Source organism: Microbacterium sp. BK668 (assembly GCF_004362195.1).
Classification (GTDB): Bacteria; Actinomycetota; Actinomycetes; order Actinomycetales; family Microbacteriaceae; genus Microbacterium.
This window is the reverse complement of sequence record NZ_SNWG01000001.1, coordinates 1813875-1836974: the sequence shown is the minus strand read 5'-3', so window position 1 is coordinate 1836974 and position 23100 is coordinate 1813875. Positions and strand designations below refer to the sequence as shown.

Genomic DNA, 23100 nt, shown 5'->3' with positions numbered 1-23100 from the left:
CGGTGTGTTCGTGCCCGCGCGCCGGTCGGATTGGTCCGCGCGCGCGGGCGGACCCGTGTTCGCGGCGGAATCCAATCCGTTCGGACGGATGCCTCGAACAGCCCGTGTACGCCGCTTCCGGCGCACCACCCGCAGCACCGGGGTGTCCACAGGGGTCGCACCGGCCCTCGACAACGGAGGAACTCATGCTCACCAAGAAGACCCACCTCGCCGCAGGACTCTCACTCGCTTTCGCGGCGGCTCTCGCCCTCTCGGCCTGCAGCTCCTCGAGCGGCGGCACCTCGGACGACTCGATGGAGTCGACGGCGCCGAGCTCCGAGCCCACGCAGTCGGCGATGACCGACGACATGATGGACCCGGCGGCCAACCTGGTCGGCCCCGGCTGCCAGGACTACGCCGAAGCCGTGCCGGACGGCGACGGCTCGGTCGCGGGCATGGCGGAGGATCCCGTGGCGGTCGCGGCATCCAACAACCCGCTCCTCACGACGCTCGTTTCGGCCGTCAGCGGACAGCTGAACCCCGAGGTCGACCTCGTCGACACGCTCAACGGCGGCGAGTTCACCGTCTTCGCTCCCGTCGACGACGCCTTCGCCAAGATCGACCCGGCGACGATCGAGGCACTCAAGACCGACTCCGCGACGCTGTCGTCGATCCTCACCTACCACGTCGTGCCCGGCCAGATCCAGCCGGACGACATCGTCGGCACGCACGCCACCGTGCAGGGCGCCGACCTCGAGGTGACCGGAAGCGGCGATGAGCTGATGGTCAACGACGCCATGGTCGTCTGCGGCGGCGTGCAGACCGCCAACGCCGTCGTCTACCTCATCGACACGGTGCTGATGCCTCCGGCCCAGTAAGCGGGGGTGCAAGGGGGCGGCTGTCCGAGGCCGCCCCTTTCCGTGCGCCGCGGCGTCGCACCGGTGCGAGTGGGCTCAGGATGGAGGACGTGCCGATCGCCGTCATCGGAGCGGTCCTCCTGCTCCTCAGCGCCGGCGCCGTCGCGGCCGGCATCATGCCGATGTCGGAGGTGCTGGCCATCGCCGACCGCGTGTGGCCGATCCTGCTCTTCGTCCTCGCGATCACCGTCGTGGCCGAGCTCGCCGCCCTCGCGGGCGTCTTCGATCTCGCATCCGCGTTTCTCGCCCGGACCTCCCGGCGGCGCGTGGGGGTGCTGTGGCTGCTCGTGGTGGGCCTGGCGATCCTGTCGACGGCGTTCCTCTCGCTCGACACGACAGCGGTGCTCCTGACGCCGGTGGTCGTCGCCGTGGCGCGAGCGCACCGTCTGGATCCGCTGCCCTTCGCGTTTGCGACGGTCTGGCTGGCCAACACGGCATCACTCCTGCTCCCCGTCTCGAACCTCACGAACCTCCTCGCCGTCGAGTCGCTCGGGATCGGCGCGGGAACCTTCCTCGCGCTGCTCGGGCCGTCGGCGCTCATAGCGATCGCGATCTCGGTGGGGATCCTGTGGACCGTCTTCCGTCGCGCGCTCCGGGGCCGGTTCACCCCGGCAGCGCCACCCGCGATCGGCGACCGGACGCTGTCGTGGCTGGCGGGCGCGGTCGTCGTCATCCTGCTTCCGCTCCTCGTCTCGGGCGTACCCCCGTGGGTCCCCGCCCTGACCGCTGCCGTCGTCCTCGTCATCGTCTTCGTGTGGCGCTTCCCGCGAGCGCTGCGCCCGGCCCTCGTGCCGTGGCAGCTCCTCCTCTTCGCCTCCGGCCTGTTCCTCTCCGTCGGCGTGCTCGAGTCGCTCGGCGCGCCCGCGATCCTGCAGACGCTCAGCGGCACGGGCGACGATCTCGTCGCCCTCTGGCGCTTGTCGGGAATCGGGATGCTGGGCGCCAACGCGGTGAACAACCTCCCCGCGTATCTCGCGCTCGAGGGCGTGGCCGACTCTCCCGCGCGGCTCGGCGCGCTGCTGGTCGGCGTGAACGCCGGTCCCCTCGTCACTCCCTGGGCCTCGCTCGCGACGCTGCTCTGGCACAGCCGGCTCACCGCCGCCGGCGTCCCCGTGTCGTGGATGCGCTTCGCGCTGCTGGGCCTCGTCGCCGCGCCGCTCGCGGTCGGGCTGGCGGTGGTCCCGCTGGCGCTGCGTTGAGCGGGGTCGGGGGTTCGCGCGCCAAGTAGGCTTGTACGTCGCGGGCCTCTAGCTCAGTCGGTAGAGCATCGGACTTTTAATCCGCGGGTCGTGGGTTCGAGCCCCACGGGGCCCACGAAGGAGGAGAGGCGCCCTTGCGGGCGCCTCTCCTCCTTCATGTGCCCCGTGTCGTCGAGAACCCAGCCTTATAAGCACAGCTTCGAGCCCCACGGGGCCCACGAAGGAGGAGAGGCGCCCTTGCGGGCGCCTCTCCTCCTTCATGCGCCCCGTGTCGTCGAGAACCCGGCCCAAACGCACATAACGGAAATGAACCCCAGCGTCCGCCACGACGTGCCACTAACCGGCAGGCAAGTCAAGCGCCTGCGTCGACACGGACCGAGGGGTAGGTTGCACGTCATGACCCCCCGCACCGGTGCCCGACCGGAACCCCCCTCTGGACCCATCGACGGAAGATGAACGTCACCTCGACCGACGTCGGCACAGGCAGCATCCTCGACGGTCGATATCGCCTCGACGAGACGATCGGCGAAGGCGGCATGGCGCGGGTCTACCGGGCGGAGGACATGGCGCTTCAGCGCACCGTCGCGATCAAGGTCATGCGCGGACCCACGGAGGGCAGCCCCACTCCGGATCGCGTGCGCTCCGAGACGACGCTCCTGGCGTCCCTGGGGCATCCGTCTCTCGTGACCCTCTACGACGCGCACATCTCGACGACCAAGCCCAGCTACCTCGTGATGGAGTACGTCGAGGGCAAGACCCTGCGCGACCGCCTCGACGAGGGCCCCCTGCCGGCGGATGAGGTGGCGGCGCTCGCGGTCGATCTCGCGGAGGCGCTGCACGTCGTCCACGAGAAGGCCGTCGTGCATCGCGACATCAAGCCGTCGAACATCCTGCTGTGGCCGTCCCCCCTCCCCGACCGGTCGTACCGGGCGAAGCTGACGGACTTCGGCATCGCGTACCTCCTCGACGCGACCCGGGTGACCTCGCCGGGCACTGTCATCGGCACCGCGGCGTATCTCGCCCCCGAGCAGGTGCGCGGCGAGAAGCCGTCCCCCGCCGCCGACATCTACGGACTCGGCCTCGTGCTCCTCGAAGCACTCACCGGGCGCCGCGCCTTCGCGGAGTCGGTCGGCCACGAGGCGATCGTCGCCCGCCTTACGGTCTCTCCGACGATCCCGCCGAGTCTGCCAGCGACGTGGCGCGCGCTCCTGGCTGCCATGACGGCGTCCAATCCGGAGCGACGCCCCACGGCCCTCCAGGTCGCTCTGGCTGCGACCGAGCTGCGCGAGCCGCGACCCTCGACCGGCGAAGTGCTCGCCGCGTTCATGGACCCCGTCGACACCGCGCCGCACTCGATCGGGACCGAGCCGGTCTCGGTCGCCCCCGCCGCACCACACACCCCGCAGCCGCAGTCGCCGGCGTCGACGCCTGCGGCGACCGACCCGACCCGCACGCAACTGCTCGACCCCGGTCAGCCGGCCGCCCCCGCTCGGCACCGGCAGCCCCCGCACAGGCGCGCCGGGATCCTGGCCCTCGCGGCGGTCGTCGTCGCGCTGGCTCTGGCGGTTGCGATCGGCGTGGGGATCGCCGTGTCCGCGGGCTCGCAGCCGGAGCCCGCCCCGTCCCTCCCGGTGGTCGACCAGCCGCTCGGCACCCACCTGCAGGATCTGCTCGACGAGGTGACCCCATGATGTCCCCCCGCTTCGCAGCGGCTGTGGCCGGCGGCCTGCTCGTGGTCGGTCTCACCGCGTGCGCCCCGCAGTCTTCTCTCGACGCTGCTGCGGGCGCGAGCATGCAGGACACGGTCGTCGCCGTCGCCGAGCTCGCCGCGAACCGCGACACCGCGGGCGCGACGGCGCGACTCGACGAGCTGCAGTCCCAGCTGGATGCCGCGATCGACGGCGACCTCGTCACGGCGGCGCGTGCCGCGCGCATCCAGGACGCCATCGACGCCGTGCGGGCCGATCTGGCGGCGCTGTCGACCACGCCGCCTGACCCGAGCCCGACGCCGAGCGAGACGGTGCAGGACGATGACGGCGGAGGTTCGGACGACGTCTCCGACGACGGCGGTGAGTCGGGCGGGAACGACTCCGGCCCGGGCGACGGCGGCTCGAGCGGCAACGGAAACAGCGGCCCGGGGAACAACAACGGGAACGGCAAGGGCAGCGGGAACGGCAAAGGTGGCAGCCGGGGCAACGGCTGACCCGCGGAACGCTCGCGGTCAGATCCCGGACTCGGCGAGCTCGGCCCCCGCGTGGGCGAGCTCGGCGAGCGCTGCCTCGCTCGAGGCCGCCGCGACACCTGCCACCAGGTCGGTCAGCACACGGACGCGTCGCCCGTGCTCGATCGCGTCGAGCGCCGACGCGCGCACGCAGTAGTCGGTGGCGATCCCGGCGATGTCGACGTCGACGACTCCCGCAGCCTCCAGCAGCTCCGACACCTTCTCGCCCTCGTCGGTCGTCCCCTCGAACAGCGAGTACGCCGGCTGCCCCTGCCCCTTCTTGACGTGGTGCGTGACCGACGACGTGTCGAGACCCTCGTCGTACTCCGCGCCTTCCGTCCCGCTCACACAGTGCACGGGCCACGTGTCGATGTAGTCCGGCTCCGGGTGGAAGTGCCCGCCGTTGTCGTTGTCAGCGTCGTGCCAGTCTCGCGACGCGACGATGAGGGCGTACTCGCCGGCATGGCCCTCGAGGTACCGCGTGATCCGCCCGGCGACCTCGTCACCCCCCGTCACGCCGAGGGCGCCGCCCTCGGTGAAGTCGTTCTGCACGTCGACGATGAACAGGGCTTTGCTCATGCTCCGAGCGTACGCCGCGAGCGTCGCGTCGTGTCCGCTGCGACGACGGATGCCTCGGCGGCGCGGGCCGCGGCATCCATCCGCCTTCTAGGCTGATCCGGATGATCCCCGCTCTCGTCGCCCTCGCCGGCGCGCTCGTCTACGGTTCCGCCGATTTCCTCGGCGGCCTCGCGGCGCGCGGCCTCCGATCGATCGTCGTGACGGCGGTCGCGGCGGTGGCGGGGCTCCTACTGGTGCTGGGAGCGTACCCGTTCGTCGGCGGCGCCTGGATCCCGGCCGACGTCGCCTGGGGCGTCCTGTCGGGGTTCACGGGAGCCGCCGCCGTCGTGCTCCTCTACGCGTGCCTCGCGATCGGGCCGATGAGCATCCTCTCGCCGCTGACGGCGGTCGTCTCCGCCATCGCGCCGATCCTCTGGGGCCTCGTCGTCGACGGCGAGACGCTCTCGGCGGTCGGATTCGCGGGGCTGGGGATCGCGCTCGTGGCGGTGGTCCTGGTCGGCTTCATCCCCGGCGCGAAAGTGGTGCGCCCGAGCCTCCGAGGGCTTCTCCTCGCGATCGGGGCGGGATCGGCCATCGGCGCCTTCCTGATCGTCATCGATCAGACGAGCGACGACAGCGGGCTGGTGCCGCTCCTCCTCAACCGCTCCGTGAGCAGCGTCGTCACGATCACAGCCGTAGTCGTGCTCGCTGTGCTGGCGGCCCGCAGCGGCCGGGGCGCGGCATCCGTCCTTCCGGCAGCCGGAGCGCAGCTCGGCGCGACCCCGACGGGACACGCCGACCTCGAGCACGCCGCCGACGTCCCGGCCCGCACCCGGACCTCCGCCGGACTGCGCGGAGCGTTCCTCCTCGCCGCGGCGTGCGGGGTGGTGGATGCCGCGGCCAACCTCCTGATGCTCTTCGCGCTGCGCGCGGGCGACCTGACGATCGTGTCGGCGCTCACCGCGATGTATCCGGCGGGGACGATCCTGCTCGCCGCGATCGTGCTCCGCGAGCGCATCGCCGCGGTGCAGTGGGCGGGGCTCGCCCTCGCCCTGACGGCGGGTGCGCTGCTGGCCCTGGCCTGAGCCGCCGGCCGCGAGGCGGCCGGGTGGCGACGATCCCCCGCGACGACTCAGCCCCGGGCGAAGAGGAGCACCCAGGAGAGGATCATCGCCACTACGCCGAGGCCGAGGAGCCCGGCCGCGAGCAGCGCGACCGCCCGGACGGCCGGTGAGCCGTGTGTCAGCCGCATCCGGTTCGCACTTCCCCGCCGGTAGTAGATGTCGGCCATGTCCTTGCCGGCGAGCTCGCGCGCCTGCTCGTACGTGAGGTACGCGGCGTTGACACCGCCGTCCTGGTCGAACCAGCGGACGAGCGACGATTCGTCCTCGTGTTCGACGACGGCGCGGGTGGGCAGCCACGTTCCGTCGGCGAGGCGGAGGATGAGGGCGGCGAGCCCGAGCAGGATGCCTGCGCCGATGCCGACCCAGGTGAAGATCTCGATCACGGCGTCCAGCGCGTGGTCCATCTGCTCCTCACGGGATGCGACGCGGGCAAGGTCTCGGATACGCGCGAGGCCCGCTGGATGGCGGGCCTCGACATCCTGGAACGTCCTGGTTCCGGATGATCGCGATGCGATGTCGATCCTACCCGACCCCTCGCCGCCTCTCGTCCGGAATCCGCCACTTCCGTCCGGTCGGGCTACGGCGCGATCGGCTCCCAGATCAACTCAGCGACGTCCAGCACGAGTTCCGGCGAGTCACCCGGATCGGTGGCTGCCCGCACCTCACCCAGACATGCGCAGACGGTGTCGTTCAGCCGCTGGTAGCGGGGATAGTCGCTCACGTGGAACACGTAGCCGACGATCTGCCGCCTGCCCGCGGGGTAGGCGCGACCGTATCCGCGGCATTCGAAGAGAACCGTGCCCTCGTCGTCTGTTTCGATGACGCCGTGCAGGAGCGGAAGGAAGGGTCCGTCCTCGGTCCGTCGGAGTGGGAAGTTCGCGCCACGGAATCGACCGCTGATCTCGCCCTCGCAGCGGCCGTCGGCGAGATAGAAGTGCTGCTGCCAGCCGCCCTCCAGTCCCACCGCCCAGCCATGGGGATAGGTGAAGCGGAGGCGATACAAGGGCTCGAGTCGCATCTTGAGTCTCCTCCCTGTCGAGGCACCGGCACGATGTGTGCTCCGCGCTGCCTCCAGCCCACACCGTAGCCCCGGGATCCGGGTCGCGCACGGGCACAGCGCAAGAGCGGCATTCGGGATGCGGAGGCGGTTCCGCGCGTCCGAGTCCCCACGCGACCGACATCGCGGACCGCGTGGGACCTTCGACCCGGCAGCCGGGGTGAAGCTGCGGTGAAGTGAGGGGTGGAGGCATCGACATGGACAGCACTGCGACGACGACTCGGAGCACTCGGTGGTGGCGGGCCGTGTGGGACCGGCCGATGACGGCGGTGGGGGCGATCGTGATCGGCGCGGCCATCGCCTCGGTCTTCGCCCCGGACCTCGTCACGGGCAGCCAGCACGAGCACCTTCCGCTGGTGGCGTTGACGATCTGGCCATGGGCCGCGGCTGCGGTGGGGTATGTCCTGATGGCAGGTCGCCGAGGGCCGGCGCGCCAGCTTGTAGCCGGGGTGAGCGTGATCTGGGCTGCGGTCGCGGTCGTCGCCGTCGCCGTTCCCCCCATAGTGACCGGCACCGACCCGACGCGTATCCCGCTCGCGGCGCTCATCGTCGCGCCCTTCGGTGCCGTCGTGACGGGGTTCCTCGCGATCTCACACGCCATGGCGGGCGACAGAGCGGCTCCGTGACGGCACGCGGGGCGGGGCACGCATCCGGACCACGCGCGTGGGCGCGCGATCGCGCGCCGGCCAGTACCGTCGGACCATGGCGGAGCGGGAAGAGGATTCGTCGATCGAGACGCCTGCCGACGAGCGCTGGCTGGTGATCGGCGGGCGACGATGGCGCCGCACCGACCCGTCGCTGCCCGACGATCTGGTGAAGGCGCTGAAGTCGCATCTGGGACGCGGCAGGTCTGCGGTGCGCACCGCCCAGCGGGGCGGCGACGCGGCCGCGGTCGCGGCAGCGCGGGTGCGGGTCGGCCTCGCCAAGCGAGGACTCGGAGAACGCGGTCCCTACTGGTGGGACGAGCCTGAGGAGGAGCGCCGGAGACGAGCGGAGGATGCGCTCCGCGAGCTCGATGCGCTGGATCGCGGATGAGTCCGCTGCGACCCGATCGGGATGTGGAGCCACCTAAGGGAATCGAACCCTTGACCTATTCATTACGAGTGAATCGCTCTGCCGACTGAGCTAAGGTGGCGCACCCCGCTCGCGCGGGGCACGATGAACGATCTTACAGGGTCCCGCGAGTGCTCGCGAACCGGGCGCGACGCGCTCCGGCGTCAGTCGCGCGGTGCTCGCGTGTCGAGGTGTTACGGCTCGATTCGGGATGCCTCGTCCCGCGCGCCTAGCCTCGAAGAGGCACCGCGAAGAGGCGAACGCGGTCCGATGATCGCGTTCTGCGATCCGCACGCACCGCGGTGCCGATCACGACACCAGGAGCATCACCATGTCCAAGAAATTCGTCACGGCAGCAGCCCTCGCCCTCCCGCTCGCCCTCCTCCTCGCCGGCTGCGCCGGCGGGTCGACCGACTCCGCGGGCACCGCCGGAGGCGGCGAGCCGGACGTCGTCCGCATCGGCGTCGTGGGCGCGGGCGACCCGTACTGGGAGACCTACAAGGAGGCGGCAGCGACGGAGGGAATCGAGGTCGAGCTCGTCGACTTCAGCGAGTACACGCAGCCCAATCCCGCGCTCTCGGCCGGCGAACTGGACCTCAACCAGTTCCAGCACATCATCTACCTGGCCACCTACAACGTGAACAGCGACGACGACCTCGAGCCGATCGGCGCCACGGCGATCTACCCGCTCGGTCTGTACTCGACCCAGTACGACGACGTCGCCGACATCCCCGAGGGCGCGACCGTCGCCGTCCCCAACGACGAGTCGAACCAGGCCCGCGGACTGCTCGTGCTCCAGTCGGCCGGCCTGATCGAGCTGAAGGACGGCGGCTCGACGCTCTCGACGGTGGCCGACGTGCTGCCGGAGTCGAGGGTCCAGGTCGAGGCGCTCGACGCCGCGTTCACCGCGACGTCGCTGCCCGATGTCGCCGCGGCGATCATCAACAACGACTTCATCGCCGACGCGGGACTCGAGCCCTCGGACGCCATCGCGCAGGACGACCCGAGCGACCCGAACGCCGTGCCCTACGTCAACATCTTCGCGGCCAAGGCGGAGGATGCCGACAACCCGACGTACCAGAAGCTTGTCGAGCTGTACCAGAGCACGCAGAGTGTTCTCGATGGCGTGCAGGAGGCGTCCGGGGGCACGGCGGTCTTCGTGAAGACCTCGGCCGCAGACCTCAAGACGTCGCTTCAGGACGTCGAGGAAGACATCCGCGCCAACCAGTGATCCGCTCGAACGAGTGCGGCCCGTCCCCGTCGACGGGCCGCACTCGCATGTCGCACGCCAGGAGGCGACCATGACCCTCATCCGCTTGAACGGGGTGACCAAGGCCTTCCCGCCGCCCTCGAAGGACGCCGAGCCGACCGTCGCGGTCGACGACGTGTCGCTCGAGATAGCGGCGGGCGAGATCTGCGGCATCGTCGGCTACTCCGGGGCCGGCAAGAGCACGGTGCTGCGGCTCGTCAACGCTCTCGAGACGCCCACCTCCGGCACCGTCGAGATCGACGGCCGGGACATCACCCGCCTCCGCGAGCGCGACCTGCGCGCGCTGAGAGGGGACATCGGGATGATCTTCCAGCAGTTCAACCTCTTCGACTCGCGAAACGTCGCGGGCAACGTCGCCTACCCGCTCGAGGTCGCCGGCCGCTCGCGGTCGGAGATCTCCGCCCGCGTCGAGGAGCTCCTTCGTTTCGTCGGCCTCGCCGACAAGGCCCGCAGCTTCCCCGAGCAGCTCTCCGGTGGTCAGAAGCAGCGCGTCGGCATCGCGCGGGCCCTCGCGACGAGCCCGAGGATCCTTCTCGCCGACGAGGCGACGAGCGCCCTCGACCCCGACACCACGCATGAGGTCCTCGCCCTCCTCCGCCGCGTCAACAGGGAGCTCGGCATCACGATCCTCGTCATCACGCACGAGATGGACGTGATCCGCACGCTCGCCGACCGGGTCGTCGTCATGGAAAAGGGACGCATCATCGAGTCGGGGGATGTCTTCGACGTGCTGTCGGCGCCGCAGCATCCCGCGACGCAGCGCTTCGTCGCGAGCATCATCGAAGACGTCCCGACGGGCGAGCAGCTCGCGACGCTCCGCGCACGACACCCGGGTCGCATCGTGACCTTCACGATCCGCGACGGCGATGTCGCGCAGTCGGAGGTCTTCTCGGCGCTCGCGGCACACGATGTGCGGTTCGAGCTGATCCACGGCGGCATCAACGACATCCGCGGGCGGGTCTTCGGCCATCTCACCCTGGCGCTGCGCGGCGAGGCGTCTGCGGTACAGCGGGCCATGGACGCGGCATCCGTCCACGCCCCTCTCCTCGAGGAGGTCGAGAATGGATAGGCTCGCCGACCTGCTGCCGGAGCTCTGGGCAGCGACCGCGGAGACCCTCTACATCGTCACGCTCGCACTCCTCTTCGGCGGGCTCGCGGGACTCCTCCTCGGACTGGCGCTGTACGCGACGCGACCGGGCAGCCTCTTCCCGAATCGGCCGGTGTACGGCTTCCTCAACATCGCCGTGAACTTCTTCCGGCCGATCCCCTTCGTCATCCTCCTCGCAGCCGTCCAGCCGGTCGCGCGGAGCCTCGGCATCCCGGGCATCGGCCCGGAGTTCGGCATCTTCGCCATCTCGATCGCGTCCATGTTCGCGATCAGCCGCATCGTGGAGCAGAACCTGCTGACCGTGAAGCCGGGCGTCCTCGAAGCGGCGCGCGCCGCGGGGGCGAGTCGCTCTCGGATCCTGTTCCGCCTCATCCCCCGCGAGGCCCTCGGCCCGCTGGTGCTGGGCTACACCTTCATCGTCGTCGCCCTCGTGGATATGACGGCGATCGCCGGTGCGGTCGCGGCCGGCGGGCTCGGGGAGTTCGCGATCGTCTACGGCTTCAAGCAGTTCAACCCCGTCGTGACGTGGGCGGCCGTGCTCGTGATCATCGTCATCGTGCAGGGCGTGCAGTTCCTCGGGAACGCGATCGCGCGCCGGGTGCTGCGCCGCTGAACGGCGGACGCTCACCTGGCGCGAAGCGTCGCATCCCGGCGCCGGGAACGACGGGATGCGCCACGTGAACGACGGATGCCGGCGGCATCCCCGTCGTGCGGACGCTCACCCGGCGCGAAGCGCCGCATCCCGGCGCCGGGAACGACGGAGTGCGCCACGTGGACGACGGATGCCGCGGCACCTCGCCACGCGGACGCTCACCTGGCACGAATCGCCGCGTCCCGGCGCCGCGAACGACGAAGTCCGCCAAGTCGACGAACGGATGCCGCGGCATCCGTCGTCCCTCACTCGCAGCGGAGCCCGTCCTCGGGGACAGTGCCGTTCAGCAGGTAGGCCTCGACCGCCTCGTCGACGCAGTCGTTGCCCTTGTTGTAGCCCGTGTGGCCCTCGCCGACGCGCGTGACGAGCACGCCCGATGCGAGCTGCTCGGCGAGCGCGACCGCCCACTCGTAGGGGGTCGCGGGATCGTTCGTCGTGCCGACGACGACGATCGGCGCCGCGCCCTCGGCCGAGATGGACTCCCGCACGCCGGTCGGCGGGTACGGCCAGACCTCGCACGGGTCGGGGCCGAACCAGTACGGCGCGACGGTGGGTGCCTTCTCGGCGAGGATGGCCTGCGCCGCCGCGAGGTCTTCCGGCGTGGAGTCGACCGGGTAGTCCATGCAGTTGTACGCCCGGAACGCCTCGGTCGAGTTGTCCGTGTAGGCGCCGTCCTCGCGGCCGTAGTAGAAGTCCGCGAGCTGGAAGGCCGTGTCGGGGTTGCCCTGCAGCGCATCCGAGAGGGCCATCGAGAGGTACGGCCAGCTGTCCTCGGAGTAGAGCGCCGCGACGATCGCCGTCATGAGGGCGTCTGCGCCGAGCTCGCGCCCGTCGGAACCGCGCAGCGGAGAGCGGTCGACGCTCGCGAGGAGTGTGCCCAGATCGGCCATCGCATCGTCGACCGTGCCGTTGAAGGGGCAGTCGTCGCCCCCGACGCACGAGTCCATGTAGGCACGGAGCGCGTTCTCGAACCCGATGCCCTGGGTGATGTTGACCTCGAGACCCGACACGGACGGGTCGATCGCTCCGTCGAGGACGAGCCGACCGACCTTGTCGGGATAGAGCTTGGCGTAGGTCGCACCGAGGAAGGTGCCGTAGGAGTAGCCCAGGTAGTTCAGGCTCGCGTCGCCCAGCACGGCACGAAGCAGGTCCATGTCGCGGGCCGCGTTCTCGGTCGTGATGTACGGGAGGATGCCGTCGCTGTTGGCGTCGCAGGCCTCGGCGAAGCCGCGGTGGGCGTCGAGGAGATCCTCCGTCCACGCCGCCGAGCCGCGGGCGTCGGGGACGATGTCGAAGAGGTAGGCGTCCATGTCGGCGGCATCGAAGCAGCGCACCGCCGTGGACTCCCCCACGCCGCGCGGATCGAAGCCGATGACGTCATACGACTGCTGCAGCGGCTCGCCGATGGCGAACGACAGCGAGTCGCGGATGAGGCTCACGCCGCTCGACCCCGGACCGCCCGGGTTGGTCAGGAGAGATCCGACGGGTTCGCCGCCGGTCGCACGATGACGGATCACGGCGAGATCGATCTCGCCCGCCCCGGGATTCGCCCAGTCGAGGGGAGCGGTCACGGTCGTGCAGTCGAAGCCGTCGCCGCAGTCCTCCCACGTCAGCTCCTGACCGTAGTACGGCAGGAGGTCCGCCGAGACGCCCTCGGTGTCGGGAGCGGCGCTCTGGGTCGACCGGGGCGCCTCGTCGGGGATCAGCTGGTACAGGCATCCGGAGAGGAGGAGGGATGCCGCGGCGAGCGCGGCGACGAGTGCCGAGGCGCGGCGCCTCCGGCGCGAGGGAGTCTGGTTCACGGCGTCCTTCCGCTCGCGACGGTGATCAGCATGCTCTCGAGCGCGAGGGCGGGTGCCGCGTTCTGCTCGAGGTTGCGTCGGGTCTCGGTGATGCGATCGAGCACGGTGAGGGTGCGGGCAGGCGTCCACGCCTGGGCGAGCGCTCGAAGCTCGCCCTCGAGCTCGGTGTTGATGAGATCGGTGTCGCGCCCGAACTGAAGCACGATGACATCCCGGAACATCGACTGCAGATCAGTGAGCACGCGGTCGATGCCGTCTCGGAGGCTCCGGGTCGCCCGCCGCTTCTGATCGTCCTCCAGCGCGGAGAGCTGGGCGCGCACCGCCGGCGGAACCGGCGATCCTTCGGCGATGCCGAGGGTTCGCAGAAGCGTCGACCGCTCCGACTCGTCGCGCTCGGCGGTGAGGGCCTTCGCGTCATCGGTCGCCACCTGCACGATCGTCCCGGCGACCTCGACAGCATCGCCGACGCCTCGGACGCGCAGGACCGCGCGCAGGGTCTCGTCTCGGCGGGCGCGAGCCGCGGCATCCGTCGCCAGTCGCTGGGCCATCCCGATGTGGCGCTGCGCGTGCCGCGCCGACTGCTCCGCGACGGCGACGTCGACGCCCGTGCGCTGCACGATGAGCCGCGCCACGTCCGCGACCTCCGGATCGCGCAGGCGGAGGGTGCGCACGCGGGAGCGGATCGTGGGCAGGAGGTCGGCGTCGCTCGGGGCGCAGAGCACCCAGACCGTGCGCTCAGGAGGCTCTTCGAGGGCCTTGAGCAGGACGTTCGAGGTGCGCTCGGCCATGCGGTCGGCGTCCTCCATGACGATGACGCGGTAGCGGCCGAGCGAGGGCGCGTAATAGGACCGCTCCACGAGGGCCCGGGCATCCTTGATCGAGATGATGACGCCCTCCGTGCGCAGGGCGGTCAGGTCGGGGTGCGTGCCGGCGAGCACCTGACGCATGGCCGCGTCGTCGCCGGGCTCCGCGATCAGCGCGGCCGCGAACGCGTACGCGAGCGTCGACCGGCCCGATCCGGGGGGCCCGGTCAGGAGCCACGCATGGGTCATCGATGCGGGATCGGATGCCGCGGCCCTCAGCGCCGCGACGGCGTCGTCCTGTCCCCACACGGCGCCCCAGGGCGGGGCGTCGACGGCGGCCGTGGCATCCATGGCGACCACCCTAACCGCGCGCCCCGACGCTTCCCTGAGCGCCCGGAATCCCGGCGAGGAGGACCTCGACTCGATCACGGACGGCGGCCGCGAGGTTCGCGGGCGGCCGCGAGGCGTCGAGCACGAGGAACCGGCCGGGCTCCTCCCGGGCGATCGCGAGGAAGCGGTCCCGGACCCGGTCGTGGAAGTCCTCGCGCTCGGCCTCGAGGCGGTCGAAGGGCTTGTCGTCGGCGTCGAGGCGCCGACGGGCCGCGCCGTGATCGAGATCGAGGAGCACGGTGAGATCGGGCAGCAGTCCTCCCGCGGCCCACAGCGACAGCTCGCGGATCTGCGCCGGCTCGAGCTGACGGCCCTCCCCCTGGTAGGCCACCGACGAGTCGAGGTAGCGGTCCTGGATGACGACCTCGCCTCGCCCGAGCGCGGGACGCACGACGGTCTCGATGTGGTGCGCACGGTCCGCGGCGTACAGCAGGGCCTCGGCGCGGGGCGCGATGTCTCCCCGATGGTGCAGCACGATGTCGCGGATCAGGACGCCGACCTCCGTGCCGCCGGGCTCGCGGGTCCGCAGCACCGTGCGCCCGCGCTCGCTCAGCCACGTGTCGAGGAGGGCCGCCTGCGTCGTCTTGCCGACCCCGTCGCCGCCCTCGAACGTGATGAACAGTCCCCCGGACGGCCGCTCGTCGGCGATCGCCGCCGGGACCCCCGCCGAGGTCACTTCTTGGCCGCGGTCTTGCGCGTCGTCGTGCGCCGCGTCGTCGCGCGCTTGGGCGCGGGTCCCTTCGCCCGCTTGTCGGCGAGCAGCTGCACGGCCCGCGCGAAGTCGACGTCGTCGACGCTCTCGCCGCGCGGGATCGTCGCGTTGGTCTCGCCGTCGGTCACGTACGGGCCGAAGCGGCCGTCCTTGACCTTGATCGGCTTCCCGCTGGTCGGGTCCGCCTCGAACTCCTTCAGTGCGCTCGACGCGCCGCGCGCACCGTACTTCGGCTGCGCGTAGACGGCGAGCGCCTCGTCGAGGGTGATGTCGAAGATCTGCTGCTCGCTCTGCAGCGTGCGCGAGTCGGTGCCCTTCTTGAGGTAGGGACCGTAGCGGCCGTTCTGCGCGGTGATGACGTCGCCCGACTCGGGGTCGGTGCCGACGACACGCGGAAGCGAGAGGAGCCGGAGCGCGGTGTCGAGGTCGATCGTGTCGACCGACATCGACTTGAAGAGCGACGCGGTCCGAGGCTTCGGCGCCGGCTCCTTCTTGGCACCGCGCTTCTTCGGCGCCCCCTCGACCACCTCTCCCGTGGCCTCGTCGACGGAGTCGGGGTCGACCGGCTCGGTCTCCTGAACGTACGGGCCGAAGCGCCCGTCCTTTACGACGATGAGCTTGCCGTTCTCGGGGTTCTCACCGAGAACACGGTCGCCTGCGACCGGCGCATCGATGAGCTCCTGCGCCTTCTCGGCGGTGAGCTCGTCGGGAGCGAGGTCGGGCGGGATGTTCACGCGCCGGGGCTCCGCGTCGGGGCTCGCCGGGTCGATGACCTCGAGGTACGGGCCGTACTTCCCGAAGCGGAGGGTCGCGGCATCCGTGATCCTCGTCGAGTTGAGCTCGCGCGCGTCGATCTCGCCGAGATTCTCGACGATGTTGCGCAGGCCCACCTGGCCGTCGGATCCGAAGTAGAAGTCGTGCAGCCATGCGCCGCGCTTCTGCTCACCGCGGGCGATGGCGTCGAGGTCGTCTTCGAGGCCGGCGGTGAAGTCGTAGTCGACGAGGTCGGCGAAGTGCTGCTCGAGGAGCCGCACGACGCTGAAGGCGAGCCAGCTGGGCACGAGCGCCTGCCCCCGCTTGCTGACGTAGCCGCGATCGAGGATCACGTCGATGATGCTCGCGAACGTCGACGGGCGCCCGATTCCCTTCTCCTCGAGCGCCTTGACGAGGCTCGCCTCGGTGTAGCGCGGCTTCGGGCTTGTCGCGTGACCCTTGGGCTCGACGTCTCGAAGCCGGAGGACGTCGCCGACCGTCATCGCCGGCAGCGACTGGTCCTCGTCCTTGTCGGCGTCGCCGCGCTTCTCGTCGTGGCCCTCCTCGTAGGCCTCGAGGAAGCCCTTGAAGGTGTACACCGTCCCGGACGCGGTGATCTCGGCGCGCCTGCCCGACGCCTGCACCTCGAGTGTCACGGTGGTCGTCTCGTACTTCGCGTCCGACATCTGGCTGGCGACCGTGCGCTTCCAGATCAGGTCGTACATGCGCTGCTCGTCGCGGTCGAGCTCCGATGAAACCGACGCCGGAGTGCGGAAGTCCTCGCCCGAGGGACGGATCGCCTCGTGCGCCTCCTGGGCGTTCTTGCTGTTGTTGCGGTAGGTGCGCGGGTTGAGCGGGACCGCTCTCCCGCCGTACAGCCTCACCGCCTGCGCGCGGGCCGCCTCCACCGCCTGCTTGGACAGCGCCGTGGAGTCGGTGCGCATATAGGTGATGTACCCCTTCTCGTAGAGCCGCTGCGCGACGCTCATCGCGTGCTTGGCGCTCATCGAGAGCTTGCGGCCGGCCTCCTGCTGGAGGGTCGACGTCGTGAAGGGGGCACGGGGGCTGCGGGTGCCCGGCTTGGACTCGATGCCCGAGACGGATGCCTCGGCCGCCGATTCGATCGCGTCAGCGAGCTCGCGAGCCGCCGCCTCGTCGAGGACGAGGACCGCCTTCTTGAGCGCTCCGAGGTCGTCGAAGTCCGTTCCGCGGGCGAGGGGCGCGCCGTCGACGCGAGCCAGGCGCGCCGTGAAGGAAGAGGAATCCTTGACGGCGAGCGCCTCGACGTCCCAGTACGAAGCGGATCGGAAGGCCATGCGGTCGCGCTCGCGGTCCACCACGAGACGCGTGGCGGCCGACTGGACGCGACCGGCGCTCAGCGTCGAGCCCTCCCGACCGCTTCCGACCTTGCGCCACAGCACGGGCGAGACATCCCAGCCGTAGAGGCGGTCGAGCACGCGACGGGTCTCCTGCGCGTCCACGAGCGCGAGGTCGAGCTCGCGGGTGTTCTCGGCGGCGGCCCTGATCGCGTCCTTCGTGATCTCGTGGAAGACCATCCGCTTGACGGGGACCTTGGGCTGGAGGACCTCGAGGAGGTGCCAGGCGATCGCTTCGCCTTCGCGATCCTCATCGGTGGCGAGCAGGACTTCGTCGGCGCTCTTCAGGGCGCGCTTGAGCTCGGCGACGGTCTTCGTCTTGCGGTCGTTGACGACGTAGTACGGGTCGAAATCGTTCTCGATGTCGATCGAGTACTTGCCGTAAGCCGTCTTCTTGTCGTCCGGAATCTCCTTCTTGCTTGCGAGATCGCGGATGTGCCCGACCGAGCTCAGCACCTCGTAGCCGTCGCCGAGATACCCCTGGATCGACTTCATCTTCGTCGGGGACTCGACGATCACGAGCTTCTTGCCTTGTGCCAACGTGGGTCGTCCTTTCTTCGAAGCACACCATACACACCGTGCCCAGGCATGGACGCTGTGAGGATTCCCAGGCGGAACGACGCGCCCGGGTGGCGGTATTCCCTCCGTCCGCGTCGATCCGAGGACGCGCTGTCAGGGGGGAGGCCCCGCTCGCGCCGTCGCGGCGACGGTCACGCCGGCGAACCCCACTGACACCGTGACGGTCGCGACCAGCCCGTCAAGGTCGCACGCGGCGACCCCGAAACCCGCCGCTGCGGCCAGCTCCGCTGCCCGATCGCACGGGACGCCGGGCACGGCACCGGATGCCGCGTCGGCCGCTGCCAGTGCCGCCGCGTCCGCAGCGCCCGCCAGCCGCTGACCTGCGACCGCGGCCGCTCCGACGGTGGAGAGCCCGACGGAGACGATCGCCGCCGAAGCGACGATCCCGACGGCGAGGACCGCGCCGGGCATCAGAGCCCGCCTCCGAGTGCGCAGGACGTCGCGGACAGCTCGAGCGCCGCGACGCCCGCACTCGCGGTGGCCGTGACGCAGACCAGATCCCCGGCGGGGTGGACGGCAGCGGTCGCACCGGGCACCGCCCGCGAGACGACCGCGCCCGCCGCCGCGTCGGGCTCGCCTCGCGCCACGAGGCGGGCCGCGTCGGCCGCGGCATCCTGCAGCCGGACCTGACGTGCCCCCGCGGAGAGCGCGCCGAGGCCGAAGAGGAGCACGAGCGCAACCGCCGGCAGCGCCACGGCGAACTCGGCGACGACCGACCCGCGCTCGCCGCCGAGCCGGCACGACGTCATGCCACCGTGAGGGCGCGGCGCACGAGGTCGGTGAGGATGCCGCGCACCTCGTCGGATCGCATGATGACGACGAGGAGGCCGGCGAACGCGACGGCGGCCATCGTCGCGATGGCGTATTCGGCGGTCGCCGCGCCCGTGTCGTCGGTGAAGAGCTGAGCGGAACGGCGGCGGCTGAGTCGTGGGATCGACATGTGATCTCCTTCAGGGCGGTGGATGGGTACGGGCACGCGGGGGGCGCGGAGCGCGGGTCAGAGCGAGAACGACATGGTCGACATGACGCCGAGAAGCATCGGCGCGACGCCGAGGAGCAGGAACGCGGGGAGCGTGCAGGCTCCGAGAGGCAGGAGCAGCCGTGACGACAGCCGCGCCGCCCGGACGCGGCCGTCGACGCGCGCACGATGGCGGGCAAGCGCGGCTGTCGCCTTGAGGAGCTCAACGGCCGGCACCCCGGCGCTCTGCGAGAGCAGCAGCACCTCGTCGATGGAGGAGTCGGCATCCGGAGCTCCGGCAGCGGCGACGAGGCTGCGGGCGCGTTCGATGGACGCGCCGCCGGAGAGGGCGATCGCGAAAAGCTCGGCGGCCAGGCCCGGAATCCCGGGCTCGGGTTGCGCCTTGCGGACGAGAGCGGACGTCCAGCGGTGGGCCACCACGAGGAGGAGTCCGCCGGCGGCGAGGCAGGCCAGTCCGAGCGGCTCGGTCACGAGGGTGGCGAAGGTGTCGAAGCCGAGCGCGGCCCCGAGCGCTATCGCGGCCAGAGGAAGCCAGGTCAGCAGCCGAGCCGTGCCTGCCGGCTCGGCGAGCGTGACGCGGATGTCGTCGGACGTCTCCTGAGCATCCCGCAGGGCAGCGGCGATGGAGCGGAGCGAGTCCGCGAGCGGAGCCCCCACCGTCGTGGCGATCGTCCACGCCGCGCCGACGCTCGTCCAGGCGCCTCCCTGCCGGGCGATGGCGGCCGAGAGGGCGTCGCCGTCCTGGAAGGCGGCATGGATGCGTCCGGCCACTCGGTCGCCGGAGTCGGCGGCGACCGCCCAGGCCCGAGCGGGGGCCAGCCCGGCCTGCAGGAGAACCGCGAGGCGCAGCACGGTCGAGGCGGCTTCGTCGGCGGAGGGCGCGGCCCGCGCGGTTCGTCGTCTCACTCCTGCACCTCCTCGATCGTGAGGCGTCCCGCCCTGTCGAGGACGGGTCGCCCCACGGCCGACAGCCGGCGGGCGCCGCCGCTCACGCGCGAGACGTGGAGCACGACGCCGATCGCGCTCACGACCTGGCGCGCGAGGGCACGGTCGTCCAGTCCCGCCAGCGCACCGAGGGACTCCAGCCGCGCGGCGACCTCGTGCAGCCCGTTGGCGTGGAGGGTGCCCGCTCCCCCGTCGTGCCCCGTGTTGAGAGCGGCGAGGAGCTCTCGCACCTCCTCTCCGCGGCACTCGCCGACCACGAGCCGATCCGGCCGCATGCGCAGCGCCTCGCGGACCAGACGTGCGAGTCCGATGCCGCCGACCCCCTCGAGATTCGGCTGCCGCGCCTCGAGGCGCACATGATGCGGGTGCGGGATCCGCAGCTCCGCGACATCCTCGATGGTGACGATCCGGTCGGACGCCGCAGCGTGGGCGAGCAGCGCGGCGAGCAGCGTCGTCTTGCCCGCCCCCGCGGCACCGGTGACGAGGAGGTTCTCGCGGCGCCGGACCGCGGCGTCGAGACGACGGCGGGCGGCGGCATCGAACATGCCGCGCGACTGGAGCTCGTCGAGGCTCGGAGCCTCCAGCCGCGGCACCCGGATGGAGATGAGCGTGCCCGAGGGCGAGACCGGCGGCAGCACCGCGTGGATGCGGATCCCGCCGTCGATCCGCACGTCGACGCAGGGGGCGGCGTCATCGAGGTGACGGCCGCCCGCCCCGATGAGTCGGACGGCCAGCTCGCGCACCTCCGGCTCGGTTGCCCGCCAGGCCGCCTCGCGCTCGGCGCCCTCGCCGCGATCGACGAAGAGGCCGGCATCGCCGTTGATGAAGAGGTCCGTGACCCGCGGGTCCTGGAGGATCGCGGCCACCGGGTCGAGGGCCGGGTCGAGTACGCGCTGGAAGGCGGGGATGAGGGCCGCATCGGCGATCCGGCCGAGGGCTGACGGCTGAACGCGATCCGCAGCCGGAGCGAGGTCAGCCGGACCGTTCGGCGGGTCGGCCAGCGGAAGTGCCGGCAGGGGGTCGCCGATCGGCAGTGGAGCACTCCCACCCGCTCGCTCACCCCCATCGCCGCCGCGATCCGGCGACCGGCGCACGGCGAACCGCTCCCCCGCGGCAGCCGGCGTCGCCGTCGAGCTCGGCTCCCGGGCGGCGTCCGAGGACGCCGGCGTGCGAGGCGAGACGACGAACGGCGGGGGCATGCGCACGAAGCTATGCGTGTCGCCGGCGGAGGAGCGGCGCCTCCGCTGCAACGGTGCAGAACCGGTTCGGAGCCTGTGGTTGTGGAGGACGGCCCGTCGCCGATGAGCGTGAACCCGCCGAAAACAGGGGCGGCATCCCATGGGGGGAATGGGATGCCGCCGCGCGCGACACCGCAGTTCGGGGGGTGCGTCGGGTGCCGCAATGCCAGAATCGAAGTTCGGCCGTGGATGAGCATACGCAACTCGACGCAACCTTCCAAACAAACCCGATCGCGGTCCGCGTGATATATCGATGAGAGTTCTCACATCTTCGGGTCACCTTCTGTCGGAGGTAGTGGGACCTCCCGGCCGCCAGTAGATTGCTTGCGGCATCCGACCCTCCGTCCCATCCCGCAAAGGAGCGCGCCGCATGAGCAGCCAGATCGACCACCTCCTCGACGAGACCCGCCGTTTCGCACCCCCGGCGGAGTTCGCGGCCGACGCGGTGGCGACCGCCGAGCTGTACGAGGAGGCTCAGGCGGATCGCGAGGCGTTCTGGGCCGATCAGGCGCGGCGGCTCCTGCACTGGCACACGCCGTTCACCGAAGTGCTGGACTGGACGACTCCGCCCTTCGCCAAGTGGTTCGCCGACGGAGAGCTGAACATCGCCTACAACTGTCTCGACCGTCATGTCGAGGGGGGCCACGGCGACCGGATCGCGCTGCTGTGGGAGGGCGAGCAGGGCGATGACCGCCGCGTGACGTACGCCGAGCTCACCGACGAGGTCAAGCGGCTGGCGAACGTGCTCACAGACCTCGGCGTCGGCGAAGGCGACCGCGTGGCGATCTACATGCCGATGATCCCCGAGGCGATCGCGGCGATGCTCGCCGTCGTGCGCATCGGCGCGATCCACTCCGTCGTCTTCGGCGGCTTCTCGGCCGACAGCCTGCGCTTCCGCATCGACGACGCCGGCGCGAAGGTCGTCATCACCGCCGACGGGGGGTACCGGAAGGGCAAGGTCTCGCCGCTCAAGCCGGCGGTGGACCTCGCCCTCGCCGATCGGAACGGCTCGGGCGCTCAGGAGACGGTCGAGAAAGTCCTCGTCGTCAAGCGCGGCGGCAACGACGTCGAGTGGACCCACGGCCGCGACATCTGGTGGCACGATGTGGTGCCGCAGGCGTCGAGCGTGCACGAGGCGCAGGCCTTCGGCGCCGAGAACCCGCTCTTCATCCTGTACACGTCCGGCACGACGGGAAAGCCGAAGGGCATCCTCCACACCTCCGGCGGCTACCTCACCCAGGCGGCGTTCACGAACCAGGTCGTCCACGACATCCACCCGGCGAGCGACGTCTACTGGTGCACGGCCGACATCGGCTGGATCACGGGTCACACCTACGTGACGTATGGACCTCTCGCGAACGGTGCGACGCAGGTGATCTACGAGGGCACGCCGGACACGCCGCATCCGGGCCGATGGTGGGAGATCGTGCAGAAGTACGGCGTCACGGTCCTCTACACGGCCCCGACGGCGATCCGCTCCTTCATGAAGATCGGACGCTCCGTTCCGAAGCAGTTCGACCTGTCGTCGCTGCGCCTGCTCGGCTCGGTGGGCGAGCCCATCAACCCCGAGGCGTGGATGTGGTACCGCAAGATCATCGGCGGCAAGACGGCCCCGATCGTCGACACGTGGTGGCAGACGGAGACCGGCGCGATCATGATCTCGGCGCTTCCGGGGGTCACGGAGACGAAGCCCGGCAGCGCGCAGGTGCCGCTTCCCGGCATCTCGGTCGATGTCGTCGACGAGGACGGGCAGCACGTGGGCAACGGCAACGGCGGACTGCTCGTGGTCACCGAGCCGTGGCCGAGCATGCTCCGCGGAATCTGGGGCGACCCCGAGCGTTTCAAGGAGACGTACTGGGACAAGTTCGCCTCGCAGGGCTACTACTTCGCCGGCGACGGCGCCCGTCTCGACGACGACGGCGACGTGTGGCTGCTCGGCCGCGTCGACGACGTCATGAACGTGTCGGGTCACCGGCTTTCGACGACCGAGATCGAGTCGTCGCTCGTGGGGAACGAGGCGGTGGCCGAGGCGGCCGTCGTCGGCGCCTCCGACGAGACCACGGGGCAGGCGGTGGTGGCCTTCGTCATCATCAAGGAGAGCTACCTCAAGGAGCACTCGGCCGAGGGCCTCGCGCAGGGTCTGCGCTCCTGGGTCGGCGAGCAGATCGGCCCGATCGCCCGCCCGCGAGACGTCTACATCGTCGGCGAGCTCCCCAAGACCCGCTCCGGGAAGATCATGCGGCGCCTGCTGCGCGATGTCGCGGAGGGCCGTGAAGTCGGCGACACCACGACCTTGGCCGACACCGCCGTGATGTCGGTGATCAGCGCGCAGGTGAAGTAGGCGGACGCCGGCCCCCGGCATCCCGTCGTCCGCGCAATCCCGCG

General features: G+C 70.9%; 23 protein-coding genes and 2 tRNA genes. 12 read left to right on the top strand and 13 right to left on the bottom strand.

Going from position 1 to position 23100, the window contains the following annotated elements; genetic code table 11:
* Positions 1-185: 185 nt before the first annotated feature.
* The 5 genes from EV279_RS08120 (at position 186) to EV279_RS08100 (ending at position 4298) form a co-directional block, all read left to right on the top strand.
* Positions 186-857: a fasciclin domain-containing protein gene (locus EV279_RS08120; RefSeq protein WP_133542435.1), complete on the top strand. Its 672-nt coding sequence runs from the start codon at positions 186-188 to the stop codon at positions 855-857.
* Between the two features lie 80 nt (positions 858-937).
* On the top strand, positions 938-2095 hold the full coding sequence (locus EV279_RS08115; RefSeq protein WP_133542433.1) for an SLC13 family permease: 1158 nt from the start codon (positions 938-940) through the stop codon (positions 2093-2095).
* Between the two features lie 42 nt (positions 2096-2137).
* Positions 2138-2210 (top strand) — tRNA-Lys (locus EV279_RS08110).
* Positions 2211-2547: 337 nt separating this feature from the next.
* Entirely contained in the window at positions 2548-3786 is a 1239-nt protein-coding gene (locus EV279_RS08105; RefSeq protein ID WP_133542431.1) for a serine/threonine-protein kinase, read from the top strand.
* Entirely contained in the window at positions 3783-4298 is a 516-nt protein-coding gene (locus EV279_RS08100; protein WP_133542430.1) for a hypothetical protein, read from the top strand. Before EV279_RS08105 ends, EV279_RS08100 begins: the two co-directional genes overlap by 4 nt.
* A gap of 18 nt (positions 4299-4316) precedes the next feature.
* Here EV279_RS08100 and EV279_RS08095 read toward each other — a convergent pair whose 3' ends face one another.
* Complete coding sequence (locus EV279_RS08095; protein WP_133542428.1) at positions 4317-4895, bottom strand: isochorismatase family protein; 579 nt, start codon at positions 4893-4895, stop codon at positions 4317-4319.
* 101 nt (positions 4896-4996) lie between these two features.
* Between EV279_RS08095 and EV279_RS08090 the strand changes: the two genes are divergently transcribed.
* Positions 4997-5959, top strand: coding sequence for an EamA family transporter (locus tag EV279_RS08090; RefSeq protein ID WP_133542426.1), 963 nt, complete (start codon positions 4997-4999; stop codon positions 5957-5959).
* A 47-nt stretch (positions 5960-6006) separates the two neighbouring features.
* Here the strand turns inward: EV279_RS08090 and EV279_RS08085 are convergent, their stop codons facing one another.
* Positions 6007-6402: a hypothetical protein gene (locus tag EV279_RS08085; protein WP_133542424.1), complete on the bottom strand. Its 396-nt coding sequence runs from the start codon at positions 6400-6402 to the stop codon at positions 6007-6009.
* A 173-nt stretch (positions 6403-6575) separates the two neighbouring features.
* Positions 6576-7016: a hypothetical protein gene (locus tag EV279_RS08080; protein ID WP_133542422.1), complete on the bottom strand. Its 441-nt coding sequence runs from the start codon at positions 7014-7016 to the stop codon at positions 6576-6578.
* 236 nt (positions 7017-7252) lie between these two features.
* On the opposite strand from EV279_RS08080, the gene EV279_RS08075 reads away from it, so the two are divergent.
* Both EV279_RS08075 and EV279_RS08070 read left to right on the top strand, forming a co-directional pair.
* Entirely contained in the window at positions 7253-7681 is a 429-nt protein-coding gene (locus tag EV279_RS08075) for a hypothetical protein (protein WP_133542420.1), read from the top strand.
* 76 nt (positions 7682-7757) lie between these two features.
* On the top strand, positions 7758-8090 hold the full coding sequence (locus EV279_RS08070) for a biopolymer transporter Tol (RefSeq protein ID WP_133542418.1): 333 nt from the start codon (positions 7758-7760) through the stop codon (positions 8088-8090).
* A gap of 24 nt (positions 8091-8114) precedes the next feature.
* Here the strand turns inward: EV279_RS08070 and EV279_RS08065 are convergent.
* Positions 8115-8190 (bottom strand) — tRNA-Thr (locus EV279_RS08065).
* Between the two features lie 249 nt (positions 8191-8439).
* Between EV279_RS08065 and EV279_RS08060 the strand changes: the two genes are divergently transcribed.
* The 3 genes from EV279_RS08060 to EV279_RS08050 all read left to right on the top strand — a co-directional run bounded on the left by EV279_RS08060 (position 8440) and on the right by EV279_RS08050 (position 11099).
* Positions 8440-9339, top strand: coding sequence for a MetQ/NlpA family ABC transporter substrate-binding protein (locus EV279_RS08060; RefSeq protein ID WP_133542416.1), 900 nt, complete (start codon positions 8440-8442; stop codon positions 9337-9339).
* A 70-nt stretch (positions 9340-9409) separates the two neighbouring features.
* Positions 9410-10447: a methionine ABC transporter ATP-binding protein gene (locus EV279_RS08055; RefSeq protein ID WP_133542414.1), complete on the top strand. Its 1038-nt coding sequence runs from the start codon at positions 9410-9412 to the stop codon at positions 10445-10447.
* Positions 10440-11099 carry an ABC transporter permease subunit gene (locus tag EV279_RS08050; protein ID WP_133542412.1) on the top strand — a complete coding sequence of 220 codons (660 nt, stop codon included), beginning with the start codon at positions 10440-10442 and terminating at the stop codon, positions 11097-11099. Before EV279_RS08055 ends, EV279_RS08050 begins: the two co-directional genes overlap by 8 nt.
* Before the next feature lie 284 nt (positions 11100-11383).
* On the opposite strand, the gene EV279_RS08045 is transcribed toward EV279_RS08050, so the two are convergent.
* The 9 genes from EV279_RS08045 to EV279_RS08005 all read right to left on the bottom strand — a co-directional run bounded on the left by EV279_RS08045 (position 11384) and on the right by EV279_RS08005 (position 20676).
* Positions 11384-12940 carry an alpha/beta hydrolase gene (locus EV279_RS08045; protein ID WP_133542410.1) on the bottom strand — a complete coding sequence of 519 codons (1557 nt, stop codon included), beginning with the start codon at positions 12938-12940 and terminating at the stop codon, positions 11384-11386.
* Positions 12937-14094: a DNA polymerase III subunit delta' gene (locus EV279_RS08040; protein WP_133542409.1), complete on the bottom strand. Its 1158-nt coding sequence runs from the start codon at positions 14092-14094 to the stop codon at positions 12937-12939. Before EV279_RS08040 ends, EV279_RS08045 begins: the two co-directional genes overlap by 4 nt.
* Before the next feature lie 10 nt (positions 14095-14104).
* The gene (gene tmk / locus EV279_RS08035) at positions 14105-14809 is read right to left on the bottom strand and encodes a dTMP kinase (protein WP_243728485.1); all 705 of its coding nucleotides are present in this window, start codon (positions 14807-14809) and stop codon (positions 14105-14107) included.
* The gene (topA, locus tag EV279_RS08030; protein ID WP_133542407.1) at positions 14806-17514 is read right to left on the bottom strand and encodes a type I DNA topoisomerase; all 2709 of its coding nucleotides are present in this window, start codon (positions 17512-17514) and stop codon (positions 14806-14808) included. Before topA ends, tmk begins: the two co-directional genes overlap by 4 nt.
* 132 nt (positions 17515-17646) lie before the next feature.
* Complete coding sequence (locus EV279_RS08025; protein WP_133542405.1) at positions 17647-17964, bottom strand: helicase; 318 nt, start codon at positions 17962-17964, stop codon at positions 17647-17649.
* Positions 17964-18302: a TadE family type IV pilus minor pilin gene (locus EV279_RS08020; protein WP_133542403.1), complete on the bottom strand. Its 339-nt coding sequence runs from the start codon at positions 18300-18302 to the stop codon at positions 17964-17966. Before EV279_RS08020 ends, EV279_RS08025 begins: the two co-directional genes overlap by 1 nt.
* A complete protein-coding gene (locus EV279_RS08015; protein WP_133542401.1) occupies positions 18299-18493 on the bottom strand; it encodes a DUF4244 domain-containing protein in 195 nt (64 codons plus the stop codon). The genes EV279_RS08020 and EV279_RS08015 overlap by 4 nt, the downstream gene beginning before the upstream one ends.
* 57 nt (positions 18494-18550) lie before the next feature.
* Positions 18551-19438, bottom strand: coding sequence for a type II secretion system F family protein (locus tag EV279_RS08010; RefSeq protein ID WP_133542399.1), 888 nt, complete (start codon positions 19436-19438; stop codon positions 18551-18553).
* A complete protein-coding gene (locus tag EV279_RS08005; protein WP_133542398.1) occupies positions 19435-20676 on the bottom strand; it encodes a TadA family conjugal transfer-associated ATPase in 1242 nt (413 codons plus the stop codon). The genes EV279_RS08010 and EV279_RS08005 overlap by 4 nt, the downstream gene beginning before the upstream one ends.
* A 409-nt stretch (positions 20677-21085) precedes the next feature.
* On the opposite strand from EV279_RS08005, the gene acs reads away from it, so the two are divergent.
* A complete protein-coding gene (gene acs, locus EV279_RS08000; RefSeq protein WP_133542396.1) occupies positions 21086-23056 on the top strand; it encodes an acetate--CoA ligase in 1971 nt (656 codons plus the stop codon).
* The last annotated feature ends 44 nt before the right edge of the window (positions 23057-23100 follow it).